The sequence below is a fragment of the Bradyrhizobium sp. SPXBL-04 genome, from assembly GCF_051853035.1.
In the GTDB taxonomy this organism is placed as follows: Bacteria; Pseudomonadota; Alphaproteobacteria; order Rhizobiales; family Xanthobacteraceae; genus Bradyrhizobium; species Bradyrhizobium zhanjiangense.
Genome location: NZ_CP182472.1, coordinates 6,868,847 through 6,895,335 on the forward strand (window position 1 = coordinate 6,868,847; position 26,489 = coordinate 6,895,335).

Consider the following 26,489-nt stretch of genomic DNA (forward strand, 5'->3'; position numbering starts at 1 on the left):
GATGCACGGGGCGCCCCAAACAGGCGAGGCGCGATGCCCGGGAGTGGTTCTGCTTCATGGCATCGCGCGGACCTCTGCTTCCCTGAGCAAGCTGGAACGGGCGCTCCAGGCAAGCAGGTTCGCGACGCTCAACATCGACTATGCCAGCCGCAAGAAGCCAATCGCAGCGCTTGCGGACGATATCCACCCGGCAATCGCGCGCTTCGCCGAACGAAGCGCGCCGCTGCACTTCGTCGCGCATTCAATGGGCGGTCTCGTCGCGCGAGCCTACATCGCAAGATACCGGCCGCCCCGCCTTGGCGGCATCGTGATGCTGGGCACGCCGAATGGCGGCAGCGAGGTCGCCGATCTCTTGAGCGGATCTCGGCTCTACCGCGCATTCTATGGGCCCGCCGGTCTGGAGCTCACCACGCCGGCGACCCAGCCGGGCGTGCTGCCGCCCGTGGACTATCCCGTCGGCGTCATCGCGGGAAACCGCTTCATTGATCCCGTCGCCGGCCTCTTCGTCCTGCCGAAGCCGAATGACGGGCGGGTGTCGGTACAAAGCGCAATGCTCGCCGGCATGGCGGACCACATCGTCGTGAAGGCGTCCCATACCGGATTGCCCCGCCACACTATTGCAATCGAACAGACGATCGCCTTCCTGCGCGAGGGCCGCTTTCAGCCGGGGTAACGGTCACGTCGCCGTCCGCCGCTCCTGCGCGTAGCGCACCAGCGCCGCGAAGCGATAGATGCCGTGCACGAACTTGCCGTAGGGCATGGTGATGAACAGCGCGAACACCGCGCCGAGATGCAGCGCCAGCAACGGCCCCATCGCAGCGGTCTCGCGCAGGAGCAGAAGTGCCATGCCTGTGATGCCGGTCAGGAACAGCATGGCGATGAAGCCGACATCCAAGCCGTAGCGGCTCTCGTCGAGCAACGCCGGATCGCGCCGCATCCTGGCCTGGAACAGGCCGATCGGCCCGACGATCAGGCCGATGCCGCCGAGCGTGCCCAGCACGACCGGAAGGTCCCACCACGGATACGGCGCCTCGCGGCCGAGCAGATAATGATACAGCGTGGCGACCGAGGTCGCGGCAAAGCACAGCAGGAAGCCGTAGAAGGTCAGGTGGTGATAGAGCTTGCGCCGATCGGTCGGCTTGTCGTCTTCGTTATAGCAGCCGACGCCGCCGCCATGGAGATAGCGCAGTTCGCCGGCATCGCGGATCGCCTGAAAGATCGAACCGCCATCGGCGCGGCCGCCAATCGGCGGACCGATGTCGCGCCAGAAGGCGCGCACGCTCAGGACGAGAGCCAGGATCGCATAAAGCAAGGCGGCACTGAACAGCGCGGCCATCGCGTTATGCGGCATCAGCCTGTAGAACGCGCCGGGGCCGGTGTGCACGCCGAACAGTACGCTGCGGTCGTTCAAGGCGGCGAAGCCGAGTATGAAGGCGGCCATGCTGAGCGCGGCGGTGATGCTGATGACGAGGCCGTTCCGCGCAAATGTGCCGGATAGCGCCCGCGGCCAGGCATAGGCCGCGTAGGACTCGGCGCGCGCAATTGCCAGCGTCTTCGGAACGTTGACGTTGAATTCATGCGGCGGCGAGAACTGGCAGTCGACATAGCAGGCGCCACAGGCATGGCAGAGATTGGCGAGATAGTTGAGGTCGCCGTCGGAGAAGGCGCGACGCATTTCCATGGCCGGAAACACCGCGCACAATCCCTCGCAGTAGCGGCAGGAATTGCAGACCGTCATCAGACGGTCAGCTTCGTCCAAAATTCTGGTTCCGTGCATTGGCTTTACTTCGTCAGGCCCTTTGCTTCGAGCCACTTCTGGATCAGGCCTGCGACCTCGAGGTTGTTCTTGTCCATCATCACCATATGCGAATTGCCCTTGATGCCCGCCTGCGGGAGGTCGACGACGTCGACGCTGCCGCCGGCCGCCTTGATGGCGTCCGCAAAGGCGATGCCGTTGGCACGGATCTTGGGCCAGCGCGAATCGCGCTCGATATAGTCGCCATAGATGATGAGGGTCGGAATGTTCTTCAGCACATCCGCCTTGGCGGGATCGCCGATGCCGGCCGGCTCGATCGCAATCAGCGCCTTGACCTTGTCAGGCCGGGCTTGCGCGACCTTGAAGCCGAAGCTGCCGGCCTGGCTGTGGAATAGGATCACCGAGGGACCGACGCGATCGATCTCGGCGATATAGGCGGCGATGGCCGCATCATCAGTCGTGGTCCAGCGCGGGACGTTCTGCTTGACGAAATTGTCGTAGCCCTCGACCGGAAACTGGTTGCCCGGCAACAGCTTTCGCTTGGCGGGATCGGGATCGTAGGAGTTTGGCCCATCGCCGATGCGGAAACGCTCGAACGGATTGGCGGTGGTGAGGAAGACTGGCTCGCCCTTGAAGATATCGGGGTATTGCGCCCAGCCTGCGCGCCCGCGCTCCACCGCGTCGGAATTATAGACCGCCCACCCCTTGCGCAGAAAATAATTCAGCCAGCCTTCGCGTCCGTCAGGCGTGGTCTCGTAGGTGACGCCGGTCAGCCCGCCGCCATGCCACATCAGCAGCGGATAGGCCCCCTTCTCGTTTGCCGGCAGGAAGTATTGCACATACATCTGCTCGACCTGATAGGTGCCGTTGGGATCGACCTTGGCCGGCACGCCGCCGGGCGTGAACACGACCTCCTTCACCGGCTTGCCGGAGATTTCGACGAGACGCCCACCGACATGGAACGAACCCATGTCGCGCAGGGTGATCGGCTCGGCGGCGCGAGCGTGGCCGACGATCAGCAAAGCCGTGATCAACGCAATGGCAAGGCGCGACATGGTGTCTCCTTAAGTCTTTTCTTCATTCTAGTTCTTCGCATGGCGTGCCGCTTCGCGCCCCGCGATCCGCCCGAACACGCTGCCGATGGTCATGCCCATCCCGGCGGCATAGCCCTTGCCGAGCACGTTGCCGGCCATGATCTCGCCGGCTGCGAACATGTTGGCCGACGGCCTGCCGTCAGCCATCAGCATGCGCGCCTCCTTGTTCACGCGCGTGCCGAGATAGGTGAAGGTGATGCCGGGCCGCACCGGATAGGCGAGATAAGGCGGCGTCTCGATCCGCCGCGCCCAATGGGTCTTCGGCGGCGTGATGCCCTCGGTGCGACAGTCGTCCAGGATCGTGTGATCGAAGGTGCCGGGCCGCACCGCGGCGTTGAACTCGGTGATGGTCTTTTCTAGCGCCGCCGGATCCAGCTCCAGCTTGCCGGCAAGCTCCGCCACCGTCTGCCCGGTGATCGGCGGAAACAGCGTCGGCATGAAACTCGTGACCACGGTCGAGTCGAAGATGATATAGGCGATCTGGTCGGGCTGCGCCGCGACCAGCCGGCCCCAGATCGCGTAGCGCTTCGGCCAGATGTCCTCGCCTTCGTCATAGAAGCGCTGCGCATGCTTGTTGACGACGATGCCGAACACGACGGAGTCGTGGCGGGTGATGATGCCGCCGTCGAATTTCGGCGCGCGGGCGTCGATCGCAACCGCATGGCACTGGGTGGGATCGCCGACCTCCTGCACGCCTTTGTCGAGCAGCATCTTCAGGATCGAGCCGCGATTATAGGGCGTACCGCGGATCAGGAAATTGTCGGCGGCCTCGCCCCAATATTGCTTGAGCCATTCGATGTTGGCCTCGAAGCCGCCGGCCGCCGCAACCAGCGAGGTCGCGCGGATCTCGGTCTCGCCGTTAATCGGCCGCTTGAGGCGCGCGGCGAGGAACATGCCGTCCTCGATCACGAGGTCGATGACTTCGGCATCGTATTCGACCTCGACGCCCAGCTGCTCGGCCGTGAGATAAAGCGCATTCAGCATCGCGCGGCCGCCGCCGAGAAAGAACGAGTTGGTGCGGCCGAGGCTCAGCGTGCCGCCGAGCGAGGGCTGCCAGCGCACGCCCTGCTCCACGATCCAGTTCAAAATGTCCTTGGACTCCCGGATCATGTGACGGGCGAGCACCTCGTCAGTCTGCCCGCCGGTGACGCGCAGCAGGTCCTCCCAGAACTCCTCCTCGGTGTAGGGGCCGGTCAGGATTTCCGTGGCGGCGTCATGGGCGCAGCGCATGTTGCGGGTGTGGCGGGTGTTGCCGCCGCGATAGCATTTTGGCGCGCCCTCGAGCACCAGCACCGACGCTCCAGCGCGCCGCGCCGCGATCGCCGCGCACAGCGCGGCATTGCCACCGCCGATCACCAGCACATCGTACTTGCTGCCCATACCGTCTGCCCGCTGGCACGCGAGATTAGAGACATTCTGTCCGTCAGCGACCATGCCCAACCAGGGCGCCGTTGCGTACCTTTGTATACAAATATATACATAGACGGCGCAAGCTGCATTTCCGCATAGGCGGATGCGCATCGAGGAACAATGGCCAGACGTCCAGCAAAGACAGGCGGAACGATCTCGCGCGGCGGCGGTGTCGCGCTGGGCGAAGCGGTGTTCCGTTCGCTCTGCGAGGCACTCCAGGCCGGCAGCTACCGCGCCGGCGACCGCCTGCGCGAGGAAGAGGTCGCGCAGCGGCTGAAGGTCAGCCGCACCCCGGTTCGCGAAGCCCTCGGTCGGCTCGCGGCACGCGGCTTCGTCGAGCCGGCCGGCGGCCGCGGGCTGATCGTGCGCAGCCTCGACATCTCCGAGGTGCTCGAGCTCTACGCCATGCGCGAGATCATGGAAGGCGCCGCCGCGCGCCTCGCCGCCGCACACGCCTCCGCCACGGAGATCGACGCACTCCGCGATATCGAGCAAGCCCTTGTCGAGGTATCGGAGAGCGACGCGGCCGAGATGGCGAGGCTCAATCGCGCCTTCCACGAAGCCATCTGCCGCGCCGCGCGCAACCGCTATCTCGACAACGCTTCGCGGGAATTGCAGGACTGGATCGCTCTGCTCGGCCCGACCACCTTTACGGTGACCGGCCGTCCTTCAACCAGCCACGGCGAACATCGGGCTATCATCGACGCCATCGCCGCGCGCGACGGCGACAGGGCCGAGCAGCTTGCGCGTGCACACATCCGTGAAGCGCTGCGCTGCCGGCTGAAACTGCTGCAGAAGCAGTAGCGCGGATCACGCCTCGAAGACGCGCGTCAGCAGCCAGTAGCCGCCGAGCAGGCTGATTGCCGCGGAGACCGCATAGACCAGCCTCGCAGCCCGCACTGGCTTCGTCCGGTCGGCTGCAAACAGCCGATCGACCAGGCCAAGCAGCGGCAGCACGATCGAAACGATCGCGACCTGCCCGATCTCGACGCCAAGGTTGAAGGCGGCGAGCGCCGGCACCACCGCGTTCGGCGGCAGGCCGATCTCCTGAAGCGCACCGGCGAAACCAAAGCCGTGGATCAGCCCGAACAGAAAGGTCACGCGCCAGCGCTTGTCGATGTCGCGCGAAAAGAAATTCTCCACGGCAACGAATACGATCGAGGCGGCGATCGCCGGCTCCACGATCCGGTTCGGAATGGCGAGGACGTCCAGCGCGGCCAGGGACAGCGTGAGCGAATGGGCAATGGTGAAGGCGGTGACGATCTTGATGATGGGAATGAGCCGGCGCGCCCACAGCACGACGGCGATCAGGAAGGCGACATGATCGTAGCCGAGGAAAATGTGCTCGATGCCGGTGAGGAGATAGCGTTGCATCGTCGACCACAGCGGCGGTGCGGGGGCGGACAGCGTGATCGTCGTGTTGCCAGAATCGAGCAGCGCCTGCGCCTCGGTCCCATTCTGCGCGACCAGCACCACCTGACGCGCGGTGGGATCCCTCTCGGTCAGCACGGTGGAGCGATAGACGATGTCACCGGCCACGGCGGCACAATCGAAACTGTTGCGATAGATGATGCCGTCGCCGTCCGCCAGGATCGCGGCAGTCCCGGCCGAGCACGCCGTGCCGTCGGCGCCGGTTACCGCGAGATGTGATCGTACATAGGTCAGGATCGAGGCCGCGGCCATTTCGACCGCGGCCGGATCAACCGCATCTTGCTTCGCGTCATAGACCTTCGTGCCGACAAGCCGGTCGACGTCGCTACCCTTGAGTGCCGCCTCGATGGTCACGGCGCGAGCGGCGGTCAGTGCCACACGTGCGGTCGACAGATTGACCTGGTGTGCCCATGCCGGCATGCCGATGCCGAGCAGAATCATGCCGAGCAGCGCCAGGCGCGCTCGCATCATGATCCCGCTCCGACCGCGCGCAGCAGCTCCGTCAAGCGGCGCATCTCGAACTCGGCCACCGTGACCACGGCGCCCTCGGGCGCGAGCCGCGCGTAACGATCGAGGCTGTCGGCGGAGGCGCCGAATTCGAGCCTTGCGAGCGGCGCCGACGCGTCGCGCGCGAAGACCAGAACGATCAGGCTCGGCAGATTGAGGCCGTAGCGCGCCAATTGCGACGGATCGACAGCGCCAATCCGCGTCTCGACCGCAGCGGCATCGAACGCACGCAACGCTGCATCGATGATGCGGGCCTGCTCGGGATCGGCAACGTGGATGACATGACCGGCGGCATGGTTGTGCTGACCGAGATGGCGGAACCAGTTGCCGCCGGCATCGCGCTCGAAACGGGTGAGCTTGCCAGCGAAGACGATCTCGAGCGCCCAGACCTGTGCCATCGATACCGGCAGCAACAGGCTCTTGCCGCGGCTCGCCGCATCGGCGCCGGCCGGACCGCGCAGGCGGCGTGTCATGTCGAAGGTGACGCGCCACTCCTCGCCGACATGGCGCGGCATCAGGTATACGGCGGGGCGACCGCTGACCCGGACATAGTGCGACGTGTTCGCCGGATTGAGCGCGCCCACATTCACCGACGTCGCCGTACCGTCGACGGCCTCGATGACCGCGACGGTTGCGGGTGGGTCCAGACCGAAGCCCGCGAAGCTTGCCGGGCTGAGCTCGCCGGCTTGGATTTCGCGCGCCGGCTCGCTCACCGTGGCGAGCCGCAGCGCCGTCTCGAGATGCGTCCTGAGCTCAGCCGGCATGGTGCCATCCAGCCCCTCGATCGCCCATGCGCCCTCCCTGCGAAGCAGGACGACGCTGTCACCATCCGAACGGATCTCCACTCTCCGAACGTCAGCCGGCGGGAGAGCCAGGAGGCCCTTGGGTGCGAATGCGACCTTGCTGCGCAGCGCCGGCCACTCTCCACTGAGGACCAGCAGCCCGAGGAGCGCCACCAGCACCACAGCCAGGAGCGGCATCAGCCATCGGGGCGTCCCGCCTCCGGCCGCCCCGGCCCTCACCGCCGCCTCCACCACATCGCAACACCGAACAAGGCCGTGCTCAGCGGCAACAGCACTTCCAGCACAATGAAGGTGTCGCGCATCTGGCCGCTGGTCAACACGATCTCCGGCAGCTTGAAGGTCTGCGGCGCGACACTTGGCGAATTATCATCCTCGGCGAGCCAGCGTAGCGTGGCGAGCGACAGCTCGCCGTTGGAGACATAGGGGAAATATTCGTTGCTCGCGAACTTGCTGGTCCCGGCTATGACCATGCGGAAGCGCTTGTCTGGCGCGCCGCCCGGCCAGGTCCCCTCGAGAGCAACCGCGAGCGGCTGGGCATTGCGGGGCCCTGTTGCCGCCCCATCGCTCGCAGCGGCGACATTCCTGGGCGAACGCAGGTAGCTGTCCTGGCTGCTGGCCGCGAGCACGATCGTGCTTACGTCGCTTGGCGGCTGCGTCACCGCGAGCGGCCGGACTTGCGGAAACACGGTCAACGCCAGGCGCCGGGTGATCGGATGCGGCGGATAATAGGGGACCGCGACCTTGTCGGCGTCGGTGCGGAAATGGTTGAGGGGATCGATCACGATCGCCGCCTCGGTCGACAAGCCGACAGGCCTCAGCAGCAGGCGCTCGAAATCGCCGTTGACCTCCGATAGCGGATCAATCAGCAGCAGAAGCCGGCCCCCTCCTCTGACATAGTCGCCAAGCAGCGCCGCCTCGTCAGCGGAAAAGGCGGTGCGTGGGCCGACATCGGCCACGACCGAGCAGTCCGACGGGATGCTGGAGGCAGTCGCCGTGACGAGCTCGCGCATTTCGAAACCGATCTGGTTCAACGCGAGCTGGAGACGGTCGAGCGCTTCCGGCGCCGCCTCCAGCACGTCGCCGGCGCCGGGCGTCTCGTGCCCCTTCAGCGTCTCGACATGGCTGAAATGGAAATGCGAAGGCAGCGGCCGAAACGTCTCGCCGTGACCGGTGACGAAGCACACAGTCTCCACCCGCTTGCGCAGCACCCGCAGCGCGGCATAGCCGATGCGAGCGGGATCAATGACGTTCTCGACCAGGACCTTGCGATCCTCGGCCTGGAGCACCGCCGTGTTGTAGGCGCGAACGCCGAGATCGCGGGCAAGGCCTGGCTCCTTGTCGAGATCGATGGCGCGGAACGCGAACAGCGCATGATTGCGCGCCGCGGTCTGAACCAGTTCCTTGACGTTGACTGCATTTGCATCGCCGGCATTGTAGAAATAGGTCAGGGACAGCGGCACGCGCAATTGCGCGATCACGTCGGTGAGTTGCTGCGGCGGCGTGTTGCGCCCTTCGCGACTGACGTCGAAGTGCAAATCATGGCGATAGAGCGCAACGTTGGCGCCGATCACGACGGCGATGGCGGCAAGGACGATCGACGTGTTCGCGAGCCAGGCCGAACCGCCGCTGCGCAACGGCAGCCTGATCGCGACGATGAAGAGTGCGAACAAGGTGAGACCGCAGGCCATGAACAGCAAGGTTTTCGAGGCCGACTCGCCAAGTCCGGCAAAGCCGAGTGCGCCGCAGATGATCGCTCCGGCCGCCAGGACGAGCAGCGCGACGTTCGATCTGGCTGGGCCGGTCATTCGGTTGCCTCTCACCGCCGCGCCAACGCGCGGACCGTCAACAGCAACATCAGCAACGTGACGCTGAGGAAGAAGCCCACGTCGGACAGGTAGACCGAGCCGACGGCAAAGGGACGGAAATGGACCGAGAGCGACAGGTTCACCACCAGCGTGTCGAACGGGCTCGGCAGCAGCCAGCCGAAATTGTCGATGATCCAGAGCAGGAGGAACACGCTGAGCGAGATCAGCGCCGCGATCACCTGGTTGGCCGTCAACGCCGAGGCCAACAGCCCCGCGCCGACCAGTGCCGAGCCGAACAGCAAGAGGCCGAAATAGCCGCTGTAGATCGGGCCGAAATCCGGATCGCCGAACCAGGCGAGCGCAGCCGCATAGGCCCCCGACAGCACAAGCATGACCACGATCAGGCTCATCGCGGCGAGAAATTTCGCAAGCACGATGGAGACCTCGGAGACAGGCGCGGTCAGCAGCACCTCCAGCGTCTTGAGCTTCCGCTCCTCCGCGAACAGGCGCATGGTGATCAGCGGCGCGGTCAGCATGAACAGCACGAACATCTGGAAAAAGACGTGCACCATGCTCGGCTGATGGCTGAGGAACAGCGTCAGCGTGAAGCTATAGCCCATGATCAGCAGGAACACGGTCATCAGCACGTAGGCGATCGGCGAAGAGAACAGCGCTGTCGCTTCCTTGCCCAGCAGCACGGCAAAGCTTCTCATGCGGCCGCCTCCGGCTGGCGGGTGAGGTCGAGAAACACCCGCTCGAGGTCGGGCCGCAGCTCGGTCAGCTCACGCACCGCAATTTGCGCACCGACCAGCGCGGACAAGAGGTCGGCGGCAAGTGCGGGACGCCGATCCGCCGCAACGAGAAAGCGCCCACCTCCATCGGCAGCGGCGACGATGTCGCGCACGCCGGCGACCGCATCAGCCGCAGCGCGAATGGATTCGAGCGACGCATCCGCCGACAAGCGAAGCCGGAGATCGGGCGCGGCATCCTTCAATGCATCGGATGTAAGCAGCACGCCATCGAGCAGGATCATCACCCGCGAAGCAATCTTCTCGATCTCGGGCAGGATGTGCGAGGCCATGAGCACGGTGTGCCGTCCGGCCAGCGACTGGATCAGGTCGCGTACGGCGATCACCTGATGAGGATCGAGCCCGCTGGTCGGCTCGTCCAGCACCAGAACGTCTGGATTGCCCAAGAGTGCCTGCGCGATCGAGACACGCTGGCGGAAGCCGCGCGATAATTTGCCGGCGGTCAGCTTCATGACGCGCGCAAGGTCGAGCCGCTCGGCCGCCTCGTCGACCGCGGCTCTTGCCTTCGCCCCGTGCAGGCCCTTGAGCCCCGCCATAAAATGCAGGAATTCGCCGACCCGCATGTGATCGTAGAGCGGCGCATCTTCCGGCACGTAGCTGATGGCGCGGCGCACGCCGATGGAATCCTCAACCACGTCGTGGCCGGCGACCGCAATGCGCCCGCTCGTCGGAACCAGATAGCCCGTAAGCATGCGGAAGATCGTGCTCTTGCCGGATCCGTTCGGCCCGAGCAGTCCGACGATCTCGCCCGGCGCGATGGAAAACGAGACGTCGGCGACAGCGCGCCGCGGCCCGTACCATTTTGTCACGCGCTCGGCGACAACGACCGGAGAGACAGCCGGAAGCATGAAGACTTTAGACACCCCTCTGGCAGGTACTCCCTCGGAGCACCGAACGGAATCCCGGGCACAGGGACCCGGGATAACGACTTGCGCGAGATGACCCGATGTCGCGACCGATCACTCGTAGAATTCGGGCGAGTGCTTGTGCGCCTTGAACACGTCGGGATCGTGGGCGTAGATGATGTCGGCGCCCTCCGTGTCGCGGACCCGCTTTACCCAGGCATAGGCATCGAGCATCCCGACCGGATCATAGACGCTGCCGATGCTCGGCAGGATGTTCTTATCCAGATTCTCCTGGAGATAGATGGCGTCGCTGGTCAGCACCACTGTTCCGGTCTTCGGCAACCGCACCACCAGGATCTGGCTTCCGGGCGTGTGCGACACGGTGCGATGGATGAAGACGCTGTTGTCCCCGAACAGGTCGAGATCGCCGTCGAGCTCGATGGTCTTGTACTTTGCCGGCATGCCGCCGCCGACGCTGTTGCGCAGCATGGCGAAGTCGTCCGAGATGAAGAAGGTTGCATAGCCCGGCGCCGGCCAGAACGCGTTCCTGATCTCGTCACGCTGGAACACGAAGGTCGAGTCCAGGAATTTTCCAATGTTGCCAGCGTGATCGACGTGGAAATGGCCGAGCACGACATATTTGATATCGGACGGCTTGACGTTGATCTTGGCAAGCTGTGCGTCGATGGCGATGTCGGGCGAACGGCCGGGGTCAAGCGCCTTCACGAACGGGCCCCAGTAGTCGGGATCCTTGATGATGCGGTCGTTGTTGCCGCAGTCGAACAGCACGTCGCCCTTCGGATGCCGGATCAGAAAGAAGCCGACCGGGATCTGGACCTTGCCACTACTGCCATTCTGAATGATCGACTTGTCGAGATTGAGCGCCCCCGACGAGAAGACGTAGAGCTTCATCTCCTTCGGCGGCTCCGCGGCCATCACGGCACCGGACATAAAAAAAAGTCCTGCGGCCAGCGAGCCAAGGACCTTCGACGCAATCCCCCGCATGTCGTCCTCCCTGTTTTCGACGCACTTTTTTTCAGCGGATGTCGTACCCTACCATAGTCTAATGACGCTGTGCAGGATCAATGCACGCGAGCATGCAATAAATTCAACCTGCAAGACGCTGCGTTTGTGCACCGCAACTGATGGCGCGTGCAACGCGCCGGCGTGGTCAGGCAATCACGTCGGCCACGACTGCCTTGAGGACCTTGCGCGCATCGTCCGGCTTGAGCCGCACCTGTAAGCCGCGCTGGCCCCCGTTGAGATACACCTGTTCCTGCGTCACGGCCCGCCGGTCGATCACGGTGCGCACCTGCTTGCGCTGCCCGAACGGGCTGATGCCGCCGACCTTGTAGCCGGTGAGGCGCTCAGCCTCGAGCGGCTTCATCATCTGCGCCGACTTGCCGCTCACGATTGCGGCGAGCTTCTTCATGGAGACTTCCTGGTCGGACGGCACAACCACGCAGACCGGCTTACCGTCCACCAAGGCCATCAGCGTCTTCAACACCCGCGCCGGGTCTTCACCCAGCGCGGAGGCGGCCTGGAGCCCGATGCTCGCGGCATCGGGATCGTAGTCATAAGTGTAGACGGTGAAGGCAACTCCGGCGGCTTCAAGCGCGCGCGTGGCGGGGGTGACTTTGGACATGAGTCACGTTTACCACCGTCATTGCGAGGAGCGAAGCGACGGAATCCCGCCGGAGAGACAGTCTGGATTGCTTCGCTGCGCTCGCAATGACGATGTGGGCACTCTTGCGCGCCACACCCTCTGTGTCATCGCCCGGCTTGACCGGGCGATCCAGTATCCCTGACGCCGGCATTGGAAACTCGCTCTTACCACATCGCCGCGGCGTACTGGATGCCCCGGTCAAGCCGGGGCATGACAGCGGTTTCTGTGGCAAGCCTCGTGCGCGATGACGACAGCGGAGTTTGGCGGCGCTACGCCGCCAAACTCCACAGGGAGGAGGTCGCCCCTACTCCGCCGCGTCGCGCATCTCCACGCGCTCCGCCCTGGCCGCGCAGAACTTGAACTCCGGGATCTTGCCGAAGGGATCGAGCGCCGGATTGGTCAACAGGTTCGCCGCCGCCTCTGCGTAGCAGAACGGCATGAACACCATGTTCTCTGGCACGTCGCGGTCGGAGCGCACCTTGACCTCGACGGCGCCGCGGCGGGTCTCCAGGCGAATGAAGTCGCCTGGCGCGAGCCTCTTCTTGCGCATGTCCTTCGGTGACATGAACGCGACGGCCTCGGGCTCGATCTGGTCGAGCACTTGCGCGCGGCGCGTCATCGAGCCGGTGTGCCAGTGCTCGAGCACGCGGCCGGTCGACAGCACCATCGGATATTCGGCGTCGGGCAGCTCGTCCGGCGGAATCACCTTGGCCGGCACGATCTTGCCGCGGCCGCTCGCGGTCGGGAAGCCCGTGGTGAAGATGATCTCGTTGCCGGGCTTATCGGGAGCGTCGGCCGGATAGGTGACCGCGCCTTCGCGCACCAGCCGTTCCCAGCTGATGTTTTTCAGCGACGGCATCAGCTCCGCCATCTCGGTGTAGACGTCGCCGGGGCCGGAATAATTCCACGGCAGCCCCATGCGCTTGCCGATCTCCTGGATGATCCAGAGATCCTGCCGCGCATCACCGGGCGGCTTGATCACCTGACGTGCGAGCTGCACGCGGCGATCGGTGTTGGTGAAGGAGCCCTCCTTCTCGGCAAAGGCCGAGGCTGGCAGGATCACGTCGGCGTGGAACGCGGTCTCGGTGACGAAGAGATCCTGCACCACGAGATGATCGAGCATGGCGAGCGCTTCGCGGGCATGCTGGAGATCGGGGTCGGACATCGCGGGGTTCTCGCCCTCGATGTACATGCCCTTGATCTCGCCGGCATGGATCGCGTTCATGATCTCGACCACGGTCAGGCCGCGCACCGGATCGAGATCCTGGCCCCACAGCTTCTCGAAAGCGCCGCGCATGTCGTCGCGGCCGACCGGCTGATAGTCCGGCAGGAACATCGGGATCAGGCCGGCATCGGAGGCGCCCTGCACGTTGTTCTGGCCGCGCAGCGGATGCAGGCCGGTGCCGGGACGGCCGACCTGGCCGGTGATCAGCGCCAGCGCAATCAGGCAGCGCGCATTGTCGGTGCCGTGGACGTGCTGGCTGATGCCCATGCCCCAGAAGATGATCGACGATTTCGCGCGCGCATAGGTTCGTGCGACCTCGCGCAGCGTCTGCGCCGGGATGCCGCAGATCGGCTCCATCCTCTCCGGCGTGAATTCCTTGATCTTCTCCTTGAGCTCCTCGAAGCCTTCGGTGTAGCCCGCGATGTACTGGTCGTCGGTCAGGCCTTCGGTGATGATCGTGTTGATCATCGCGTTCAACATCGCAACGTCGGAGCCCGGCTTGAACTGCAGATGCTTGGTCGCGTGACGCGACAGCGACTGCCGGCGCGGATCCATCACGAACAGCTTGGCGCCGTTCTTCGCTGCGTTCTTGATGTAGGTCGCCGCGACCGGGTGGTTCACGGTCGGATTGGCGCCGATCACCCAGATGACCTCGGCATCCATCGCTGCAGCAAACGGCGCCGACACCGCGCCCGAGCTCAGGCCTTCGAAAAGTGCGGCGACTGACGAAGCGTGGCAGAGCCGCGTGCAGTGATCGACGTTATTGGAGCCGAAGCCGGTGCGCACCAGCTTCTGGAACAGATAGGCCTCTTCGTTCGAGCCCTTGGCCGAGCCGAAGCCCGCCAGCGCCTTCACGCCCTTCTCGTCGCGGATCTTGACCAGGCCCTTGGCCGCGATGTCGAGCGCTTCCTCCCAGCTCGCCTCGCGGAAATGGGTGAAGGGATTGGCCGGGTCAACCTGGTCGTTGGCGTCCTTCTTCGCATTCGGCAGCCGCACCAGCGGCTTGGTCAGACGATGCGGATGGTGGATGTAGTCGAAGCCGAAGCGGCCCTTGACGCAGAGACGGTTGTGATTGGCGGGGCCGTCGCGGCCCTCCGCATAGATCACCTTCTCGTCCTTGACCTCGTAGGTCACCTGGCAGCCGACGCCGCAGAACGGGCACAGAGAATCGACCTTCTTGTCGGCATAGGTGACGCGGGTCTGCTTGTCGTCGAGCATCACGGCCGGCATCAGGGCGCCGGTCGGACAGGCCTGCACGCATTCGCCGCAGGCGACGCAGGTCGATTCGCCCATGGGATCGTCGAAGTCGAACACGATCTTGGCGCCGGCATTGCGATAGGCCATGCCGATGACGTCGTTGACCTGGACCTCGCGGCAGGCACGCACGCACAGGCCGCACTGGATGCACGCGTCGAGATTGACGCGCATCGCCGGATGGCTGGCGTCGGTCGCCCAGCGTTCGGCGGCGGGGAAGCGGCTCTCGGTGACACCGGTGGTCTCGGCCCAGTGCCAGAACTTCGAATCCGGATCGTGCGAGGTCTCGCGCGCCGGCTGGTCGGCGACGAGCAGCTCCATCACCATTTTCTGCGCGGCGACGGCGCGCGCACTCTCGGTCTTCACCTTCATGCCGACCGATGGCGTGCGCTTGCAGGACGCCGCCAGCACGCGCTCGCCCTCGATCTCGACCATGCAGGCGCGGCAATTGCCGTCGGGCCGATAATCGGGTGCGGGCGAATAGCAAAGGTGCGGGATCTCGCGGCCCTGGCGCTGGGCCACCTGCCAGATCGTCTCGCCGGGTTTGGCCTCGACCTGCTTGCCGTCAAGCTCGAACGTAATCTTGGTCATTCGGCCGCGTCCTTGAACTCGTCAGGGAAATATTTGATCACGGTGGTCAGCGGATTCGATGCCGCCTGTCCGAGCCCGCAGATCGAGGCATCGCGCATCGCCTGGCTCAATTCTTCCAGCAAGGCCCGGTTCCAGACCGGCTTCTGCATCAGTAGCGCCGCTTTCTGGGTTCCGACGCGGCATGGTGTGCACTGACCGCAGCTCTCGTCCTCGAAGAACTTCATCAGGTTCAACGCCGCCGCGCGCACGCTGTCCTTCTGCGACAGGATCACGATCGCGGCGGAGCCGATGAAACAGCCGTATTTCTCCAGCGTGCCGAAATCGAGGGGGATGTTATCCATCGATGCCGGCAAGATGCCGCCGGACGCGCCGCCCGGCAGGTAGGCATAAAACTGATGGCCGTCGGCCATGCCACCGCAATATTCGTCGATCAGCTCGCGCACGGTGATGCCCGCAGGCGCCAGCTTCATGCCGGGATTCTTGACGCGGCCCGAGACCGAGAAGCTGCGCAGGCCATGACGCTCATGGCGGCCATTGCCCTTCCACCAGTCGGCGCCCTTCTCGACGATGTCGCGCACCCACCACAGCGTCTCGATGTTGTTGATCAGCGTCGGCAGGCCGAACAGGCCGACCTGGAACGGGTAAGGCGGCTTGTGCCTGGGCAGGCCGCGCTTGCCCTCGATGCTCTCCAGCAGTGAAGATTCCTCGCCGCAGATATAGGCACCGGCGCCGCGGCGCATATGCAGCGTCGGACCGCCCGGCGGGAGCTTGGCGATCTCGCGTTCGAGGATCTCGCGTGAGGCCGGATATTCGTCGCGCAGATAGATGTAGACGTCGGATGCCTGCACCACATGCGCGCCGATCAGCATGCCCTCGATGAAGCGATGCGGATCGCTTTCGAGATAGAAGCGATCCTTGAACGTGCCGGGCTCGCCTTCGTCGCCGTTGATCGCCATCAGCCGCGGCCCAGGCTCGCCGAGCACCGCGCGCCATTTGCGTCCCGTCGGGAAGCCTGCGCCGCCGAGACCGCGGAGCGAAGCGTCGTCGAGCGCCTTCAAGAGATCGTCCTTCGGCAGCTCGCCGGAGCGGAGGCGATTGAGCAGCTTGTAGCCACCGCCGGCGAGGTAGGCCTCGTAGCCGACATAGTTGGGCAGATGCGCGTGGGTGTCGCCGGCCTTCGCGGCCGCCATGACATTGGCGACGGTCGCGTGGTCGACGAAGTTGTGGCCGACCTCAGCAGCAGGTGCGGTATCGCAACGGCCGACGCAGGGCGCGCGCACGACGCGGATGCCGGGACCCGAGGCGCTCTGCAAATCCTGCAGGAGCTTCTCGCCGCCGAGCATCGCGCAGGTCAGCGAATCACAGACGCGGATCGTCAGCGGTGGAATGTTGGGTTCACCTTCCTTCACCACGTCGAAATGCGCATAGAAGGTCGCCGTCTCGAACACCTCGGCGAAGGCGAGCTTCATCTCGTCGGCGAGCGCGGCCAGATGCGCAGCCGAGATTTGGTGGTACTTGTCCTGGATCAGGTGCAGATATTCGATCAAGAGATCGCGCCGCCGCGGCCTGTCGCCGAGCAACAGCTCGATCTCGTGCGCAGCGGTCGGATCAACCTGGCGCCCTTTGGGGGTGGCCTTGGCGCGTCGGCGTCCCTCGCCGGGATGCTCGAACGGGCGGACCCTGTGCACGTCGTGGCTCATCGATTCGTCTCGATCTCGTTCTTTAGAACGGCTCCAGTTCTAGCCGCTGGCATGCCAGATGCCAAGCAAATTATCATGCTCGCGGAAGCAGTTAAGCGCGGCTCAAAGGGCAACCCCTGGATCGCTGCCCGGACACGGCCTTGCGTTCGTCTAACGCGCCAACTGATAGAACGAAGCCTGAATTGGCCTGGAGATCAATAAAGGCTTCCCATGCTGCGATAGCGAAATCGTATCGCGCTCCCGCTCCGAGGCTACGGCGGGAGCGCGCAAGCTGCGCTCCCGCCCGCGATGAATGTGCGATCAGAAAATCTTGACCGCGCTCTCCAGCGTCTTCCACACACCCCAGGCCAAGGGAACGCCGACGAAGGCCCAGAACAGTGCCGCCTTGGCGTCCAGTCCGCCAAAGCCGATGCCGTACGAGCCGTGCGGCCCCGCGGCTGCGGCGCTGGCGCTCGCCGCCTGCAACTTGGCGACATCGGCGTCCTTCATGTGCCACTTCGAATCGACCGGCTTGATCAGGTAGTTGCAGATCAGGCCCGCGATCAGCATCGCACACAGGATGTACATAGTGGTGTTGTAGAGCTGGTCACGCGGCACGCCGGCCGCAAGCTGGAACTCGCGGATGTAATTGACCACGACGGGGCCGATGATGCCTGCCGTCGACCATGCCGTCAGCAGCCGGCCGTGGATGGCGCCGACGAACTGGGTGCCAAACATGTCGGCGAGATAGGCCGGCACGGTCGCAAAGCCGCCGCCGTACATCGAGAGGATGATGCCGAAGCCGACCACGAACAGCAGCTTCGAGCCCATCGCCGCGAAGGTCGGCGCCAGCGCGTAGAGCGCGATGCCGAGGACGAAGAACGTGTAGTAGGTGTTCTTGCGGCCCATGAGATCCGACATCGAGGCCCAGAAGAAGCGGCCGCCGATGTTGAACAGTGACAACAGACCAGCGAAGCCCGCAGCGATCGCTGCGATCGCAGCTTTCTGTTCAACCGAGAGCTGGCTGAAGGTCAGCTCCGGATGCCCGATCAGCTTGCCTGCGAAGATCTCCTGCAGCATGGGCGAAGCCATGCCGATCACGCCGATACCCGCAGAGACGTTCAAGCAGAGCACCCACCAGATCAGCCAGAATTGCGGCGTCTTGTGCGCGTTGTTAAGGTGCACATGATGCTCGGTGATCATCGACTTCTTTTCGCTCGGCGGCGTCCAGCCCTCGGGCTGCCAGCCGGCCGGCGTCACGCGATAGGCGAAGGCGCCGATCATCATGAAGACGAAATAGACCACCCCCATCGTGACGAAGGTCTCCCAGACACCGACGGAGGTCGGCGTCTTGAAGTAGTTGATCAAGAGATTGGCCAGAGGCGCTCCGATCATGGCGCCGCCGCCAAATCCCATGATGGCCATGCCGGTCGCCATGCCGCGGCGGTCCGGAAACCATTTGATCAGGGTCGACACCGGGGAAATGTAGCCGAGGCCGAGACCGACGCCGCCGATCACGCCGCAACCAAGCCACATGATCCAGAGCTGGTGGACGTAGACGCCGAAGGCACCGATCAGAAGACCGCCGCCCCAACAGCAGGCGGCGACGACACCCGCCTTGCGCGGACCGGCACGCTCGAGCCAGCCGCCCCAGATCGCGGCGGAGACGCCGAGCAGGACAAAGAACAGCGTGTACATCCAGCCGAGGCTCGCGACCTTCCAGTCGCAGCTTGTGGTGAAGAGCTCCTGCCACAGCGACATGTCCGGACAGGCCTTCGGCGCCGTGACGCCGATTGCGCGCGACAGCGGCAGCCAGAACACCGAGAAGCCATAGGCCATGCCGATGCACAAATGGATGCACAGCGCTGCCGGCGGAACCAGCCAGCGGTTGAATCCGGCGGTCGCGATCGTGCGTTCACGATCGAGGAAGCCGGAAGCACCAATTGGTGCAAGAACGGTATCGGCAGTCGTCATAAGCATTACCTCCCAAGCGCAGCCTTGCCGGCACATCGGTTTGAGACCGGCCGTGCGAGCTTGGCAGCCGCGCATGACAGGTCGGACTTCATGCCGAAGCGGAATCGTCTGGTGCGCATCGCGTCATATGCGCCGAGCAAGCAGCTGATCGCGGGTGATGTCCCTTCGCCTCGCAAGCAGCGTTGCTGTGACGGCTATCGCGCCCTCATCCCCCTCAACACCCTGTCTCGAGACGAGCAACGTACGTGCCAGAAATCGCATCGTGATGATTCAATGACTTCCCGCAGCGCAATGTGCTGCGCCGGACAGAATGTCCTGAGATCCTCGGACAAAATGTCCAATCAGGTCGCTTCCGGCAGCCACACCGTGAATTTACTTCCGGAACCGACGCGGCTTTCGGCCGTGATCTGTCCACCCTGGCGCTTAATCAGCGTCTGGCTGATGGAGAGGCCGAGCCCAGTGCCTTGCCGCCGTTTGGTGGTGTAGAAGGGGTCGAATATCTTTTCGATCACCTCAGTGCTCATGCCGATGCCAGTGTCGGCGACCTCGATGGCGACGCCTTGATGGCCGTCGCGCTCCGCATCGAAGGAGCGGAGCGTCAGGGTCCCGCCTTCCGGCATGGCGTGGATCGCGTTGACGATGAGATTGACCAGCACCTGCTGCAGCTCGTTGCGGTTCATCAGCACGAGCCGGTTGGCGCGGTCGTCCCTGACCACGGCGATCTCGGTCTTGTTCAGAAGATGCTGCACCAGCGGCAGACAGTCGGAGATGACGCTCGCCAGCGCATGGCGCTCGACATAGCCGGCATACTCCTCCGGCCTTGCAAACTGCAACAGCTTGGTCACGATCTGGCTAATGCGGTGAATCTGCTCGTCGAGCAGGCGAAACTCGACCTTCGCCTTGTCGGCATCGGCCCCGAACACGCTGCGGATGACGTCGAGATTGCCCTGCATCACCGCGATCGGATTGTTGATCTCGTGCGCAACGCCGGCGGTGATCTCGCCGATCGCAGCCAGCTTCTCCGACATGATGAGCTGCTTGGTGGTCGCCTCGAGCTTGAGATTGGCGTGCTCGAGGTCGCGCGTGCGCTCCCGCACGCGGACGTTCAGCTCCTCATTCCATTCCCGGAGCTGTCGGTCGCGTTCCTGGATCTGGTCGAGCAGGCTGTCGAGATGAACCGCGACGCGGCCGATCTCGTCACCCAACACCGGCATCTTGGTGCGGGCGGAGAGGTTCCCGCGCTCCACCTCGGTGATCGTCGCCGTGACGCGCTCCAGCGGCATGAAGATGGAGCTCGCCCAGCGCAGGAAGATTGGTACGGTCGCTGCGGTGATCGCGATGAACGCTGCGATGATGATCATCAATGTCTGGTATTTGGCTTCACTGAACGGCTTCTCCAGAAAGCCGACATAGAGCATGCCGACCCGCTTGCCATAACTGTCGACCAGCGGCTCGTAGGCGGAGATGTACCAGTCATTGACCACGAAAGCGCTGTCGAGCCAGGTGCGCCCCTCGCCCAGCACGGCCGAGCGCACCGCCGCCGACACGCGCGTGCCGAGCGCGCGCCGTCCCTCGAACAGACGGACGTTGGTCGATATCCGCACGTCGTCCAGGAACAGCGTCGCAGTGCCCTGGCTGCCCTCCGGCAGGCTCGCCGCGCGATAGACGAGATCGTTGATCGTGTCGATGAATTCGAGATTCTGGTTGAGCAGCGTGCCGCCGACCAGCGCAGCGGCGCCACCGTCAGGTAGCATCGCCCGGCTCGCCGCATGCACGACCATGCCGCGCGTCTCGGTGCTGCGGTCGGTCGGCACCGCGTTCGGGGTCGGCACGAGGTCTAATCGCGCGCGCTCAGCCAGGGCCGGCGAAATTGCGGCGAGCTCGTCATTGCCGAAAATGTCGACGCCCGTCGCAGGGACCTGTCCCGACAGCGCCGACCTGATGATTGGCCAGTCACTTCTCGGTCGATGCTGCAGCGGCGGCGATGAGGCCAGGACGTCGCCGCGATCGTTGGTCAGATACAGGAAATCGAGACCAATTTCCTTGCGGGTCTCGTCGAGCAGATCCTGCAGGGAGCCGCGCGCATCCGGCGCAAGCACCTCATGGAAGCGGGCCGACAGGCTGAGCGCCCGGAGCTGGACGCCGGTCTTTTCCAGGATGCGGGCGAGATATTGGTGGGCGATGGTGAGATCGCCGTTGACCTTGGAGATCAGGGTCGCATCGAACTTCGCGTTCCAGCGATAGATCGCAACGCCGAGCAGGAGCGGCAGGATGACCAGCATCGGCAGCAGCGCGATGGCGAGCAGCCGGAAGCGGACGGAGCGTCCCCGCACGGGCTCGCCGCTGCGGCCGGCAGCATCAGACATCCCACAACGCGCATTTGCGGTCGATGGTCTTGCGCGAGATACCGAGGCGACGCGCCGCCTCCTCGCGATTGCCATTGACCTCCTTCAGCACGCCGAGAATGTGACGGCGCTCGAGCTCCGCGAGACTGTCGGCAGGCGCCGACTGACCGTTGTTGCGGGGACCGGCGAAATCGTCGGGGAAGGCGCCGAGGATCAGCGTGCGCTCGATCAAATTGCGCAGCTCGCGCACATTGCCTGGCCAGTCATAGCTTGCGAGCGCCGCCCGCACCGCGGCGTCGATCGGCACCGGCGGCATGCCGAGCTGAGCCGACAGCTTGCTCATGAAGATGGCGGCAAGCTCCTGCACGTCATCGCCGCGATCCTTCAGCAGCGGCAGGCGGATCTGCATCACGTTGAGCCGGTAGAACAGATCAGCTCGGAAACGGCCCTTCTCGACCTCCTTCTGAAGCTCGGCATTGGTTGCGAAGATGAAGCGAAGGTCGACCGGAACTTCACGCTCGGAGCCAACCGGACGGACGCGGCGGTCTTCGAGCACGCGGAGCAGCTTGCTCTGCATCGGCAGCGGCAGCTCCCCGATCTCGTCGAGGAACAGCGTGCCGCCATGCGCATACAGGAATAAGCCCTCGCGCCCCGAATCGGCGCCGGTGAACGCGCCCTTGATGTGTCCGAACAGCTCGGCCTCGATCATCTCGGGCGGGATCGCCGCGCAATTCACGGGCACGAAGGGTTTGTCGGCGCGGTCGGACAGCGAGTGGATCGAGCGCGCTGCCACTTCCTTGCCGGTGCCGGATTCGCCGGTGAGGAGAACCGAGGTCGGCAGGCGCGCGACGCGCGCGATGGTCTCCCGTACGCGCAGCGTCGCTGCCGACTGTCCGATCAGATTGTCGCGCAGAAAGGTGCGGTCGGACGAGGCACGCAGAGCATAGCGCAGGACATAGTTCTCGCGCTGGAGGCGGACACGGTCGAGGCATCGTGCCACCGCGTTGAGGATCTGGTTGGAGCGGAACGGCTTGAGCACGAAATCGGCCGCACCGGCGCGCAGGGCCTGGATCGCAGTGTCGAGGTCGGCGTAGGCGGTGATCAGGATGGCGTCGGCGAAAAAGCCGACGGCGCGCTGCTCGGCGAGCCAATCGACGCCATTCTTGCCTGGCATGATGTTATCGAGAATGACGACGTCGTAGCGGTTGGAATCGAGCTTGCGCGAAGCCTGGTCGGTATCGGCCGCCTCGTCCACCAGCTTGCAGCGCGGCGCAAGCGTGCGCACCAGGAAATTGCGCATGCCCGGCTCGTCGTCGACGATCAGGATGGAGGCCTGCGCCAGCGCGCCGAACTCCGGCCCTGCAGCCGTCTTGCCGAGCTTGACGGCAGGCTCGCGGCCCACCGCGGGACTCGCGGCTGCGCTTGCCCTCGAAGTTGAGAAAGTCATGCCCGATGTCTTAGGTTTGAGATCCATCCACCGCAATATTCGGCGCTTTCGCACTGCAGCGAAGCTTCGGCCGCTTCCCCCGCGGGCGCAGCATAGTCAAACGTCACCGCCGTGAACATTCGCCTTTCTACGGGGCGTCGCTCTTTTCGACCAGGAATACGATGCGCGCCTCGTTGCGCTCGGTGATCTCGACCTTGTCGCCGGTCTCGCGAATCAGATTCGGAATGTCAATCACCGACAAGGGATCGGTGCAGTGCACTTCGAGTTGATCGCCAGGCTGCAACGGCTTCAGCGCCTTGCGCGTCTTCAGAGCAGGTAACGGGCATTTCAGCCCGGTTAGATCGAGCGTCGTTCGGGTCATGGGCGCAACATGGCGGGATGAGGCGATGGCGTCAACGCAGCCGCATCAGAGCAGATCGGCGTAGGGTAGGAAACCTACGCTGTGCCCCGGCTCGACATTCGTGATGTCCTCGCCGAGTTCGACCAAGCCGTCGGTCTCGATCAGCGACGACAACAGCCCAGCGCCTTCCCGCGGGAACTTGATGACCTCCAGCGCGCCGTCCTCTCCGCGCCGCAAGGAGACGCGAACATATTCGCGCCGGCCCGCCTTCTTCTTGTAGGTGAACGCGGCGCGCACAGGGATCGGCGTCAGCGGCTCCGGCAGGCTGCCGGCGAGCGCCAGCACCGTCGGCCGCACCACATGGACGAAGGTGACGAAGCTCGCAACGGGATTGCCGGGCAATCCGATCAGCGGCGTGCCGTCGATGATGCCCATTGCGACCGGCCGTCCCGGCTTGATCGCCATCCGCCACAGCACCAGCGAGCCGATGCTCTCGACCGCCGCCTTGACGTGATCCTCCTCCCCGGTCGAGACGCCACCGGTGGTAAGGATAAGGTCGTGTTCGCCTGCGACCTGCTTCAGGCCGTTCGCAAGCGACGTCCGTTCGTCGCGCAAGATGCCGAGATCGCTGACCTCGCAGCCGAGCCGGCGCAGCATCGCCATCAGCATGAAGCGGTTGGAATCGAACAGTTGCGAGGCCGCGCGCGGCTCGCCGGGCGAGGCCAGCTCGTCACCGGTCGAGAACACCGCGACGCGGATGCGCCTGACGACGTCGAGGCTGGTCAGGCCGAAAGCGGCAGCGAGGGCAACGTGCTGCGGCCGCAAGCGCTGGCCGGCGCGCAGCGCGACGTACCCTTCGGGAATGTCCTCGCCCGCAGGGCGAACATTGGCACCCGGCTTCAGTCCCGGCGGCAGCACGATCTTGCCAGAATCATCGATGCGGACATCTTCCTGCATGAAGACCGTCTCGGCATCCGGCGGCATCGGCGCACCCGTGAAGATGCGCGCGGTGTGGCCGGGCTTGATCGGCGTCTGTGCAAGGCCGCCGGCCTGGATGCGGCCGTCGAGCGGGAACGCCTGCTCCGCAGCTTGCGGAAGGTCGGCGTTGCGCACGGCATAGCCGTCGACCGCGGAGTTGGTGAACGGCGGCAGCGGCAGGGGCGCCACGATATCGCGCGCAAGCACGCGCCCGTCGGCATCGACCAGCGCAACAGTCTCGAGATCGGTGATCGCGTTGACGCGTGTCGTGATGAGGTCGACGGCCTCGTCGACCGACATCATCGGGCCGCCGAAGGCAAAGCAATCGTCCGATAATTGAGCCATGGTGCCTCGTCAGCGTATCGCGGTGCTTCTTGCCACCACTTCCTCGACCGGCATCGCCGCGAGCAGCAACAACGCGGCTACAGCAGGGATATCATCGAGATGGACGGTCGGCAGCCGGGTTTCAACCGCGGTGTCGCTCGCAATCCCGGCAATTCCGGGATCGTCGGGAAACAGCAGCGGTTTGCCGTTCGCGGCACGATGCACCTCGATCTTGCGATGCGGCTCGCGCTTGAAGCCCTCGACCACGACGAGATCGACCGCGGAGAGCTTCTCGAGCAGTTCCGGCAGCCGCGGCTCCGCCGCGCCGCGCAATTCGTGCATCAAGGCCCAGCGGTTGGACGAAGCAACCAACACCTCGGCCGCGCCGGCCTCGCGATGGCGCCAGGAATCCTTGCCGGGCACGTCGACGTCGAACTGGTGATGCGCGTGCTTGATCACGGAAACGCGCAGGCCCTGCGCGTTGAAATGCGGGATCAGCCGCGTCAACAGCGTGGTCTTGCCCGCCCCACTCCAGCCTGCAAGGCCGATGACTTTCATAACCTTCCGATCTCCGCCAACGGCTCGCCAGCCGATGGAACTTCCGGCCTCTCCCCGCCATGCTTATATCGGCTTGACCCGAATGTCATGCTAACGTCGCAACCATGATGAAGATCGACAAGACCCCGGTGCCCCTGATCGTCCCTGACACGGACGACCCGCGCCTGACCCAGAGCGTGACCGGGACCGACCAGACCGGCGCCAGGGTCGAGATCAAGGTGCCGATGGAGCGGCCACTGACGCTCTACCTGAATTCGCAGGAGATCGTCACCATGATGACGATCGGCGACTATCCGGAATATCTGGCGCTCGGCTACCTGCTGAATCAGAACATGCTGAAATATAATGACGTGGTCACCGAGGTCGAATACGACGATGACCTCCAGGTGGTCGTAGTGCGCACCTCACACCACACCAATTTCGAGGCCAAGCTGAAGAAGCGCACGCAGACCTCGGGCTGCGCGCAGGGCACCGCCTTCGGCGACCTGCTGGAAGCGGTCGAGAGTGTCGCACTGCCGAAGGCGGAGCTGCGCACCTCCTGGCTGTACCAGATGACACAGACCATTAACACCATGCCTTCGCTTTATCTGGAGGCCGGCGCGATCCATGGCTGCGTGCTGTGCAAGGAGGGCGCCCCGCTCTGCTACACCGAGGACGTCGGCCGCCACAACGCCGTCGACAAGATCGCGGGCTGGATGTACCGCCACGGCGTCGAGCCTGGCGACAAGATCCTCTACACCACGGGACGCCTCACCTCGGAGATGGTGATCAAGACTGTGCGCATGGGCATTCCGATCCTGGTGTCGCGCTCCGGCTTCACCGCCTGGGGCGTCGATCTCGCAAGGCAGGTCGGGCTGACGCTGATCGGCCGCACACGCGGCAAGCGCTTCATCGCACTCTCGGGCGAGGACCGCATCGTCTACGACCAGAACCTCGCTTACGTCGAGGAGGAATCGGCGAAGCACAAGCGCAAGGGTGAAGGTGGTGACGACTGAGATTCCCGCGACGAGTGTTCCGCCGACTCTTGGCGTTCTGCTCGCCGGCGGTCTCGCCCGCCGCATGGGCGGGGGCGACAAGCCGATGCGCAGCATCGGTGGCCGCACCATCCTAGAACGTGTGATCGCGCGCCTTTCACCCCAATGTATCGGACTGATCCTCAATGCCAACGGCGATCCCGCGCGCTTCGCCGCGTTCGGCTTGCAGGTGGTCGCCGACGACGTGCCCGGCTTTCCCGGCCCGCTCGCCGGCATCCTCGCCGCGCTCGACTGGACTGCGGCAAACCGACCGAACATCGAGTGGGTGCTCAGCGCCGCCGGCGACTGCCCGTTCCTGCCGCGCGATCTGGTCGCCCGCCTGCATGAGGCGCGAGCGCGCGAGAACGCGCAACTCGCGGTCGCCGCATCGGGCGATCAGTCGCATCCGGTGATCGGCCTGTGGCGCGTGGACCTGCGTGAGGAGCTCCGCCACGCACTCGTCGTCGAGGACCTCCGCAAGATCGACCGCTGGACCGCGCGCTATCCGCTGGCGACGGTGATGTGGCCGACCGAGCCGCTCGACCCGTTCTTCAATGCCAATACCGTCGAGGACATCGCGGAAGCCGAGCGGCTGGCGGCGCTGGATGACGCCTCGTAAGGCGGTGTGCTCCGGT

The 26,489-nt window shown here is 64.7% G+C and carries 22 protein-coding genes; 4 read left to right on the top strand and 18 right to left on the bottom strand.

Going from position 1 to position 26,489, the window contains the following annotated elements; translation table 11 throughout:
- Position 1: 1 nt before the first annotated feature.
- Complete coding sequence (locus ACNJX8_RS32865) at positions 2 to 673, top strand: esterase/lipase family protein (protein WP_439358146.1); 672 nt, start codon at positions 2 to 4, stop codon at positions 671 to 673.
- Positions 674 to 676: 3 nt separating this feature from the next.
- On the opposite strand, the gene tcuB is transcribed toward ACNJX8_RS32865, so the two are convergent.
- From tcuB to tcuA, 3 genes are read right to left on the bottom strand one after another with little or no spacing between them, the layout of a single operon-like run.
- Complete coding sequence (gene tcuB, locus ACNJX8_RS32870; protein ID WP_439358147.1) at positions 677 to 1,777, bottom strand: tricarballylate utilization 4Fe-4S protein TcuB; 1,101 nt, start codon at positions 1,775 to 1,777, stop codon at positions 677 to 679.
- Between the two features lie 5 nt (positions 1,778 to 1,782).
- Positions 1,783 to 2,811, bottom strand: coding sequence for an esterase (locus tag ACNJX8_RS32875; protein WP_439358148.1), 1,029 nt, complete (start codon positions 2,809 to 2,811; stop codon positions 1,783 to 1,785).
- Between the two features lie 27 nt (positions 2,812 to 2,838).
- Positions 2,839 to 4,230: an FAD-dependent tricarballylate dehydrogenase TcuA gene (gene tcuA / locus ACNJX8_RS32880; protein ID WP_439358149.1), complete on the bottom strand. Its 1,392-nt coding sequence runs from the start codon at positions 4,228 to 4,230 to the stop codon at positions 2,839 to 2,841.
- A gap of 150 nt (positions 4,231 to 4,380) precedes the next feature.
- Between tcuA and ACNJX8_RS32885 the strand changes: the two genes are divergently transcribed.
- Positions 4,381 to 5,064: a GntR family transcriptional regulator gene (locus ACNJX8_RS32885; protein ID WP_128935805.1), complete on the top strand. Its 684-nt coding sequence runs from the start codon at positions 4,381 to 4,383 to the stop codon at positions 5,062 to 5,064.
- Positions 5,065 to 5,070: 6 nt separating this feature from the next.
- On the opposite strand, the gene ACNJX8_RS32890 is transcribed toward ACNJX8_RS32885, so the two are convergent.
- From ACNJX8_RS32890 to mobB, 15 genes are all read right to left on the bottom strand, one after another.
- On the bottom strand, positions 5,071 to 6,162 hold the full coding sequence (locus ACNJX8_RS32890; protein WP_439358150.1) for a HupE/UreJ family protein: 1,092 nt from the start codon (positions 6,160 to 6,162) through the stop codon (positions 5,071 to 5,073).
- Positions 6,159 to 7,178: a DUF4340 domain-containing protein gene (locus tag ACNJX8_RS32895; protein ID WP_439410296.1), complete on the bottom strand. Its 1,020-nt coding sequence runs from the start codon at positions 7,176 to 7,178 to the stop codon at positions 6,159 to 6,161. Before ACNJX8_RS32895 ends, ACNJX8_RS32890 begins: the two co-directional genes overlap by 4 nt.
- Before the next feature lie 38 nt (positions 7,179 to 7,216).
- Complete coding sequence (locus ACNJX8_RS32900; RefSeq protein WP_439358152.1) at positions 7,217 to 8,806, bottom strand: Gldg family protein; 1,590 nt, start codon at positions 8,804 to 8,806, stop codon at positions 7,217 to 7,219.
- An 11-nt stretch (positions 8,807 to 8,817) separates the two neighbouring features.
- Positions 8,818 to 9,519 (bottom strand): ABC transporter permease, encoded by a 702-nt coding sequence (locus tag ACNJX8_RS32905; RefSeq protein ID WP_439358153.1) that lies wholly within the window; start codon positions 9,517 to 9,519, stop codon positions 8,818 to 8,820.
- On the bottom strand, positions 9,516 to 10,463 hold the full coding sequence (locus ACNJX8_RS32910; RefSeq protein ID WP_439358154.1) for an ABC transporter ATP-binding protein: 948 nt from the start codon (positions 10,461 to 10,463) through the stop codon (positions 9,516 to 9,518). The genes ACNJX8_RS32905 and ACNJX8_RS32910 overlap by 4 nt, the downstream gene beginning before the upstream one ends.
- Before the next feature lie 111 nt (positions 10,464 to 10,574).
- Positions 10,575 to 11,411 (bottom strand): N-acyl homoserine lactonase family protein, encoded by an 837-nt coding sequence (locus ACNJX8_RS32915; RefSeq protein WP_164940322.1) that lies wholly within the window; start codon positions 11,409 to 11,411, stop codon positions 10,575 to 10,577.
- A gap of 220 nt (positions 11,412 to 11,631) precedes the next feature.
- Complete coding sequence (gene ybaK, locus ACNJX8_RS32920; RefSeq protein ID WP_439358155.1) at positions 11,632 to 12,105, bottom strand: Cys-tRNA(Pro) deacylase; 474 nt, start codon at positions 12,103 to 12,105, stop codon at positions 11,632 to 11,634.
- Between the two features lie 325 nt (positions 12,106 to 12,430).
- A complete protein-coding gene (gene fdhF / locus ACNJX8_RS32925) occupies positions 12,431 to 15,196 on the bottom strand; it encodes a formate dehydrogenase subunit alpha (protein WP_128956396.1) in 2,766 nt (921 codons plus the stop codon).
- Positions 15,193 to 16,896 (bottom strand): NADH-ubiquinone oxidoreductase-F iron-sulfur binding region domain-containing protein, encoded by a 1,704-nt coding sequence (locus ACNJX8_RS32930; RefSeq protein ID WP_439358156.1) that lies wholly within the window; start codon positions 16,894 to 16,896, stop codon positions 15,193 to 15,195. The genes fdhF and ACNJX8_RS32930 overlap by 4 nt, the downstream gene beginning before the upstream one ends.
- A 300-nt stretch (positions 16,897 to 17,196) precedes the next feature.
- Positions 17,197 to 18,849, bottom strand: a complete 1,653-nt coding sequence (locus tag ACNJX8_RS32935) for an OFA family MFS transporter (protein WP_439358157.1) — start codon at positions 18,847 to 18,849, stop codon at positions 17,197 to 17,199.
- A 341-nt stretch (positions 18,850 to 19,190) separates the two neighbouring features.
- Positions 19,191 to 21,215: a sensor histidine kinase gene (locus tag ACNJX8_RS32940; RefSeq protein WP_439358158.1), complete on the bottom strand. Its 2,025-nt coding sequence runs from the start codon at positions 21,213 to 21,215 to the stop codon at positions 19,191 to 19,193.
- On the bottom strand, positions 21,208 to 22,641 hold the full coding sequence (locus ACNJX8_RS32945; RefSeq protein WP_128935817.1) for a sigma-54-dependent transcriptional regulator: 1,434 nt from the start codon (positions 22,639 to 22,641) through the stop codon (positions 21,208 to 21,210). The genes ACNJX8_RS32940 and ACNJX8_RS32945 overlap by 8 nt, the downstream gene beginning before the upstream one ends.
- 127 nt (positions 22,642 to 22,768) lie before the next feature.
- Positions 22,769 to 23,002, bottom strand: coding sequence for a sulfurtransferase TusA family protein (locus ACNJX8_RS32950; RefSeq protein ID WP_028142272.1), 234 nt, complete (start codon positions 23,000 to 23,002; stop codon positions 22,769 to 22,771).
- A gap of 45 nt (positions 23,003 to 23,047) precedes the next feature.
- A complete protein-coding gene (locus tag ACNJX8_RS32955) occupies positions 23,048 to 24,304 on the bottom strand; it encodes a molybdopterin molybdotransferase MoeA (RefSeq protein WP_439358159.1) in 1,257 nt (418 codons plus the stop codon).
- 9 nt (positions 24,305 to 24,313) lie between these two features.
- Positions 24,314 to 24,841, bottom strand: a complete 528-nt coding sequence (mobB, locus tag ACNJX8_RS32960) for a molybdopterin-guanine dinucleotide biosynthesis protein B (RefSeq protein ID WP_439358160.1) — start codon at positions 24,839 to 24,841, stop codon at positions 24,314 to 24,316.
- 104 nt (positions 24,842 to 24,945) lie between these two features.
- Between mobB and ACNJX8_RS32965 the strand changes: the two genes are divergently transcribed.
- Both ACNJX8_RS32965 and mobA read left to right on the top strand, forming a co-directional pair.
- Positions 24,946 to 25,836, top strand: a complete 891-nt coding sequence (locus tag ACNJX8_RS32965) for a formate dehydrogenase accessory sulfurtransferase FdhD (RefSeq protein ID WP_439358161.1) — start codon at positions 24,946 to 24,948, stop codon at positions 25,834 to 25,836.
- On the top strand, positions 25,817 to 26,473 hold the full coding sequence (mobA, locus tag ACNJX8_RS32970) for a molybdenum cofactor guanylyltransferase MobA (RefSeq protein ID WP_439358162.1): 657 nt from the start codon (positions 25,817 to 25,819) through the stop codon (positions 26,471 to 26,473). The genes ACNJX8_RS32965 and mobA overlap by 20 nt, the downstream gene beginning before the upstream one ends.
- Positions 26,474 to 26,489 lie beyond the last annotated feature (16 nt).

Bases quoted from the DNA above. Each gene is read 5' to 3' on its own strand.
- ACNJX8_RS32865 (WP_439358146.1), top strand. From the start codon at position 2: ATGCACGGGGCGCCCCAAACAGGCGAGGCGCGATGCCCGGGAGTGGTT.
- tcuB (WP_439358147.1), bottom strand. From the start codon at position 1,777: ATGCACGGAACCAGAATTTTGGACGAAGCTGACCGTCTGATGACGGTC.
- ACNJX8_RS32875 (WP_439358148.1), bottom strand. From the start codon at position 2,811: ATGTCGCGCCTTGCCATTGCGTTGATCACGGCTTTGCTGATCGTCGGC.
- tcuA (WP_439358149.1), bottom strand. From the start codon at position 4,230: ATGGGCAGCAAGTACGATGTGCTGGTGATCGGCGGTGGCAATGCCGCG.
- ACNJX8_RS32885 (WP_128935805.1), top strand. From the start codon at position 4,381: ATGGCCAGACGTCCAGCAAAGACAGGCGGAACGATCTCGCGCGGCGGC.
- ACNJX8_RS32890 (WP_439358150.1), bottom strand. From the start codon at position 6,162: ATGATGCGAGCGCGCCTGGCGCTGCTCGGCATGATTCTGCTCGGCATC.
- ACNJX8_RS32895 (WP_439410296.1), bottom strand. From the start codon at position 7,178: ATGCCGCTCCTGGCTGTGGTGCTGGTGGCGCTCCTCGGGCTGCTGGTC.
- ACNJX8_RS32900 (WP_439358152.1), bottom strand. From the start codon at position 8,806: ATGACCGGCCCAGCCAGATCGAACGTCGCGCTGCTCGTCCTGGCGGCC.
- ACNJX8_RS32905 (WP_439358153.1), bottom strand. From the start codon at position 9,519: ATGAGAAGCTTTGCCGTGCTGCTGGGCAAGGAAGCGACAGCGCTGTTC.
- ACNJX8_RS32910 (WP_439358154.1), bottom strand. From the start codon at position 10,463: ATGCTTCCGGCTGTCTCTCCGGTCGTTGTCGCCGAGCGCGTGACAAAA.
- ACNJX8_RS32915 (WP_164940322.1), bottom strand. From the start codon at position 11,411: ATGTCCGGTGCCGTGATGGCCGCGGAGCCGCCGAAGGAGATGAAGCTC.
- ybaK (WP_439358155.1), bottom strand. From the start codon at position 12,105: ATGTCCAAAGTCACCCCCGCCACGCGCGCGCTTGAAGCCGCCGGAGTT.
- fdhF (WP_128956396.1), bottom strand. From the start codon at position 15,196: ATGACCAAGATTACGTTCGAGCTTGACGGCAAGCAGGTCGAGGCCAAA.
- ACNJX8_RS32930 (WP_439358156.1), bottom strand. From the start codon at position 16,896: ATGAGCCACGACGTGCACAGGGTCCGCCCGTTCGAGCATCCCGGCGAG.
- ACNJX8_RS32935 (WP_439358157.1), bottom strand. From the start codon at position 18,849: ATGACGACTGCCGATACCGTTCTTGCACCAATTGGTGCTTCCGGCTTC.
- ACNJX8_RS32940 (WP_439358158.1), bottom strand. From the start codon at position 21,215: ATGTCTGATGCTGCCGGCCGCAGCGGCGAGCCCGTGCGGGGACGCTCC.
- ACNJX8_RS32945 (WP_128935817.1), bottom strand. From the start codon at position 22,641: ATGACTTTCTCAACTTCGAGGGCAAGCGCAGCCGCGAGTCCCGCGGTG.
- ACNJX8_RS32950 (WP_028142272.1), bottom strand. From the start codon at position 23,002: ATGACCCGAACGACGCTCGATCTAACCGGGCTGAAATGCCCGTTACCT.
- ACNJX8_RS32955 (WP_439358159.1), bottom strand. From the start codon at position 24,304: ATGGCTCAATTATCGGACGATTGCTTTGCCTTCGGCGGCCCGATGATG.
- mobB (WP_439358160.1), bottom strand. From the start codon at position 24,841: ATGAAAGTCATCGGCCTTGCAGGCTGGAGTGGGGCGGGCAAGACCACG.
- ACNJX8_RS32965 (WP_439358161.1), top strand. From the start codon at position 24,946: ATGATGAAGATCGACAAGACCCCGGTGCCCCTGATCGTCCCTGACACG.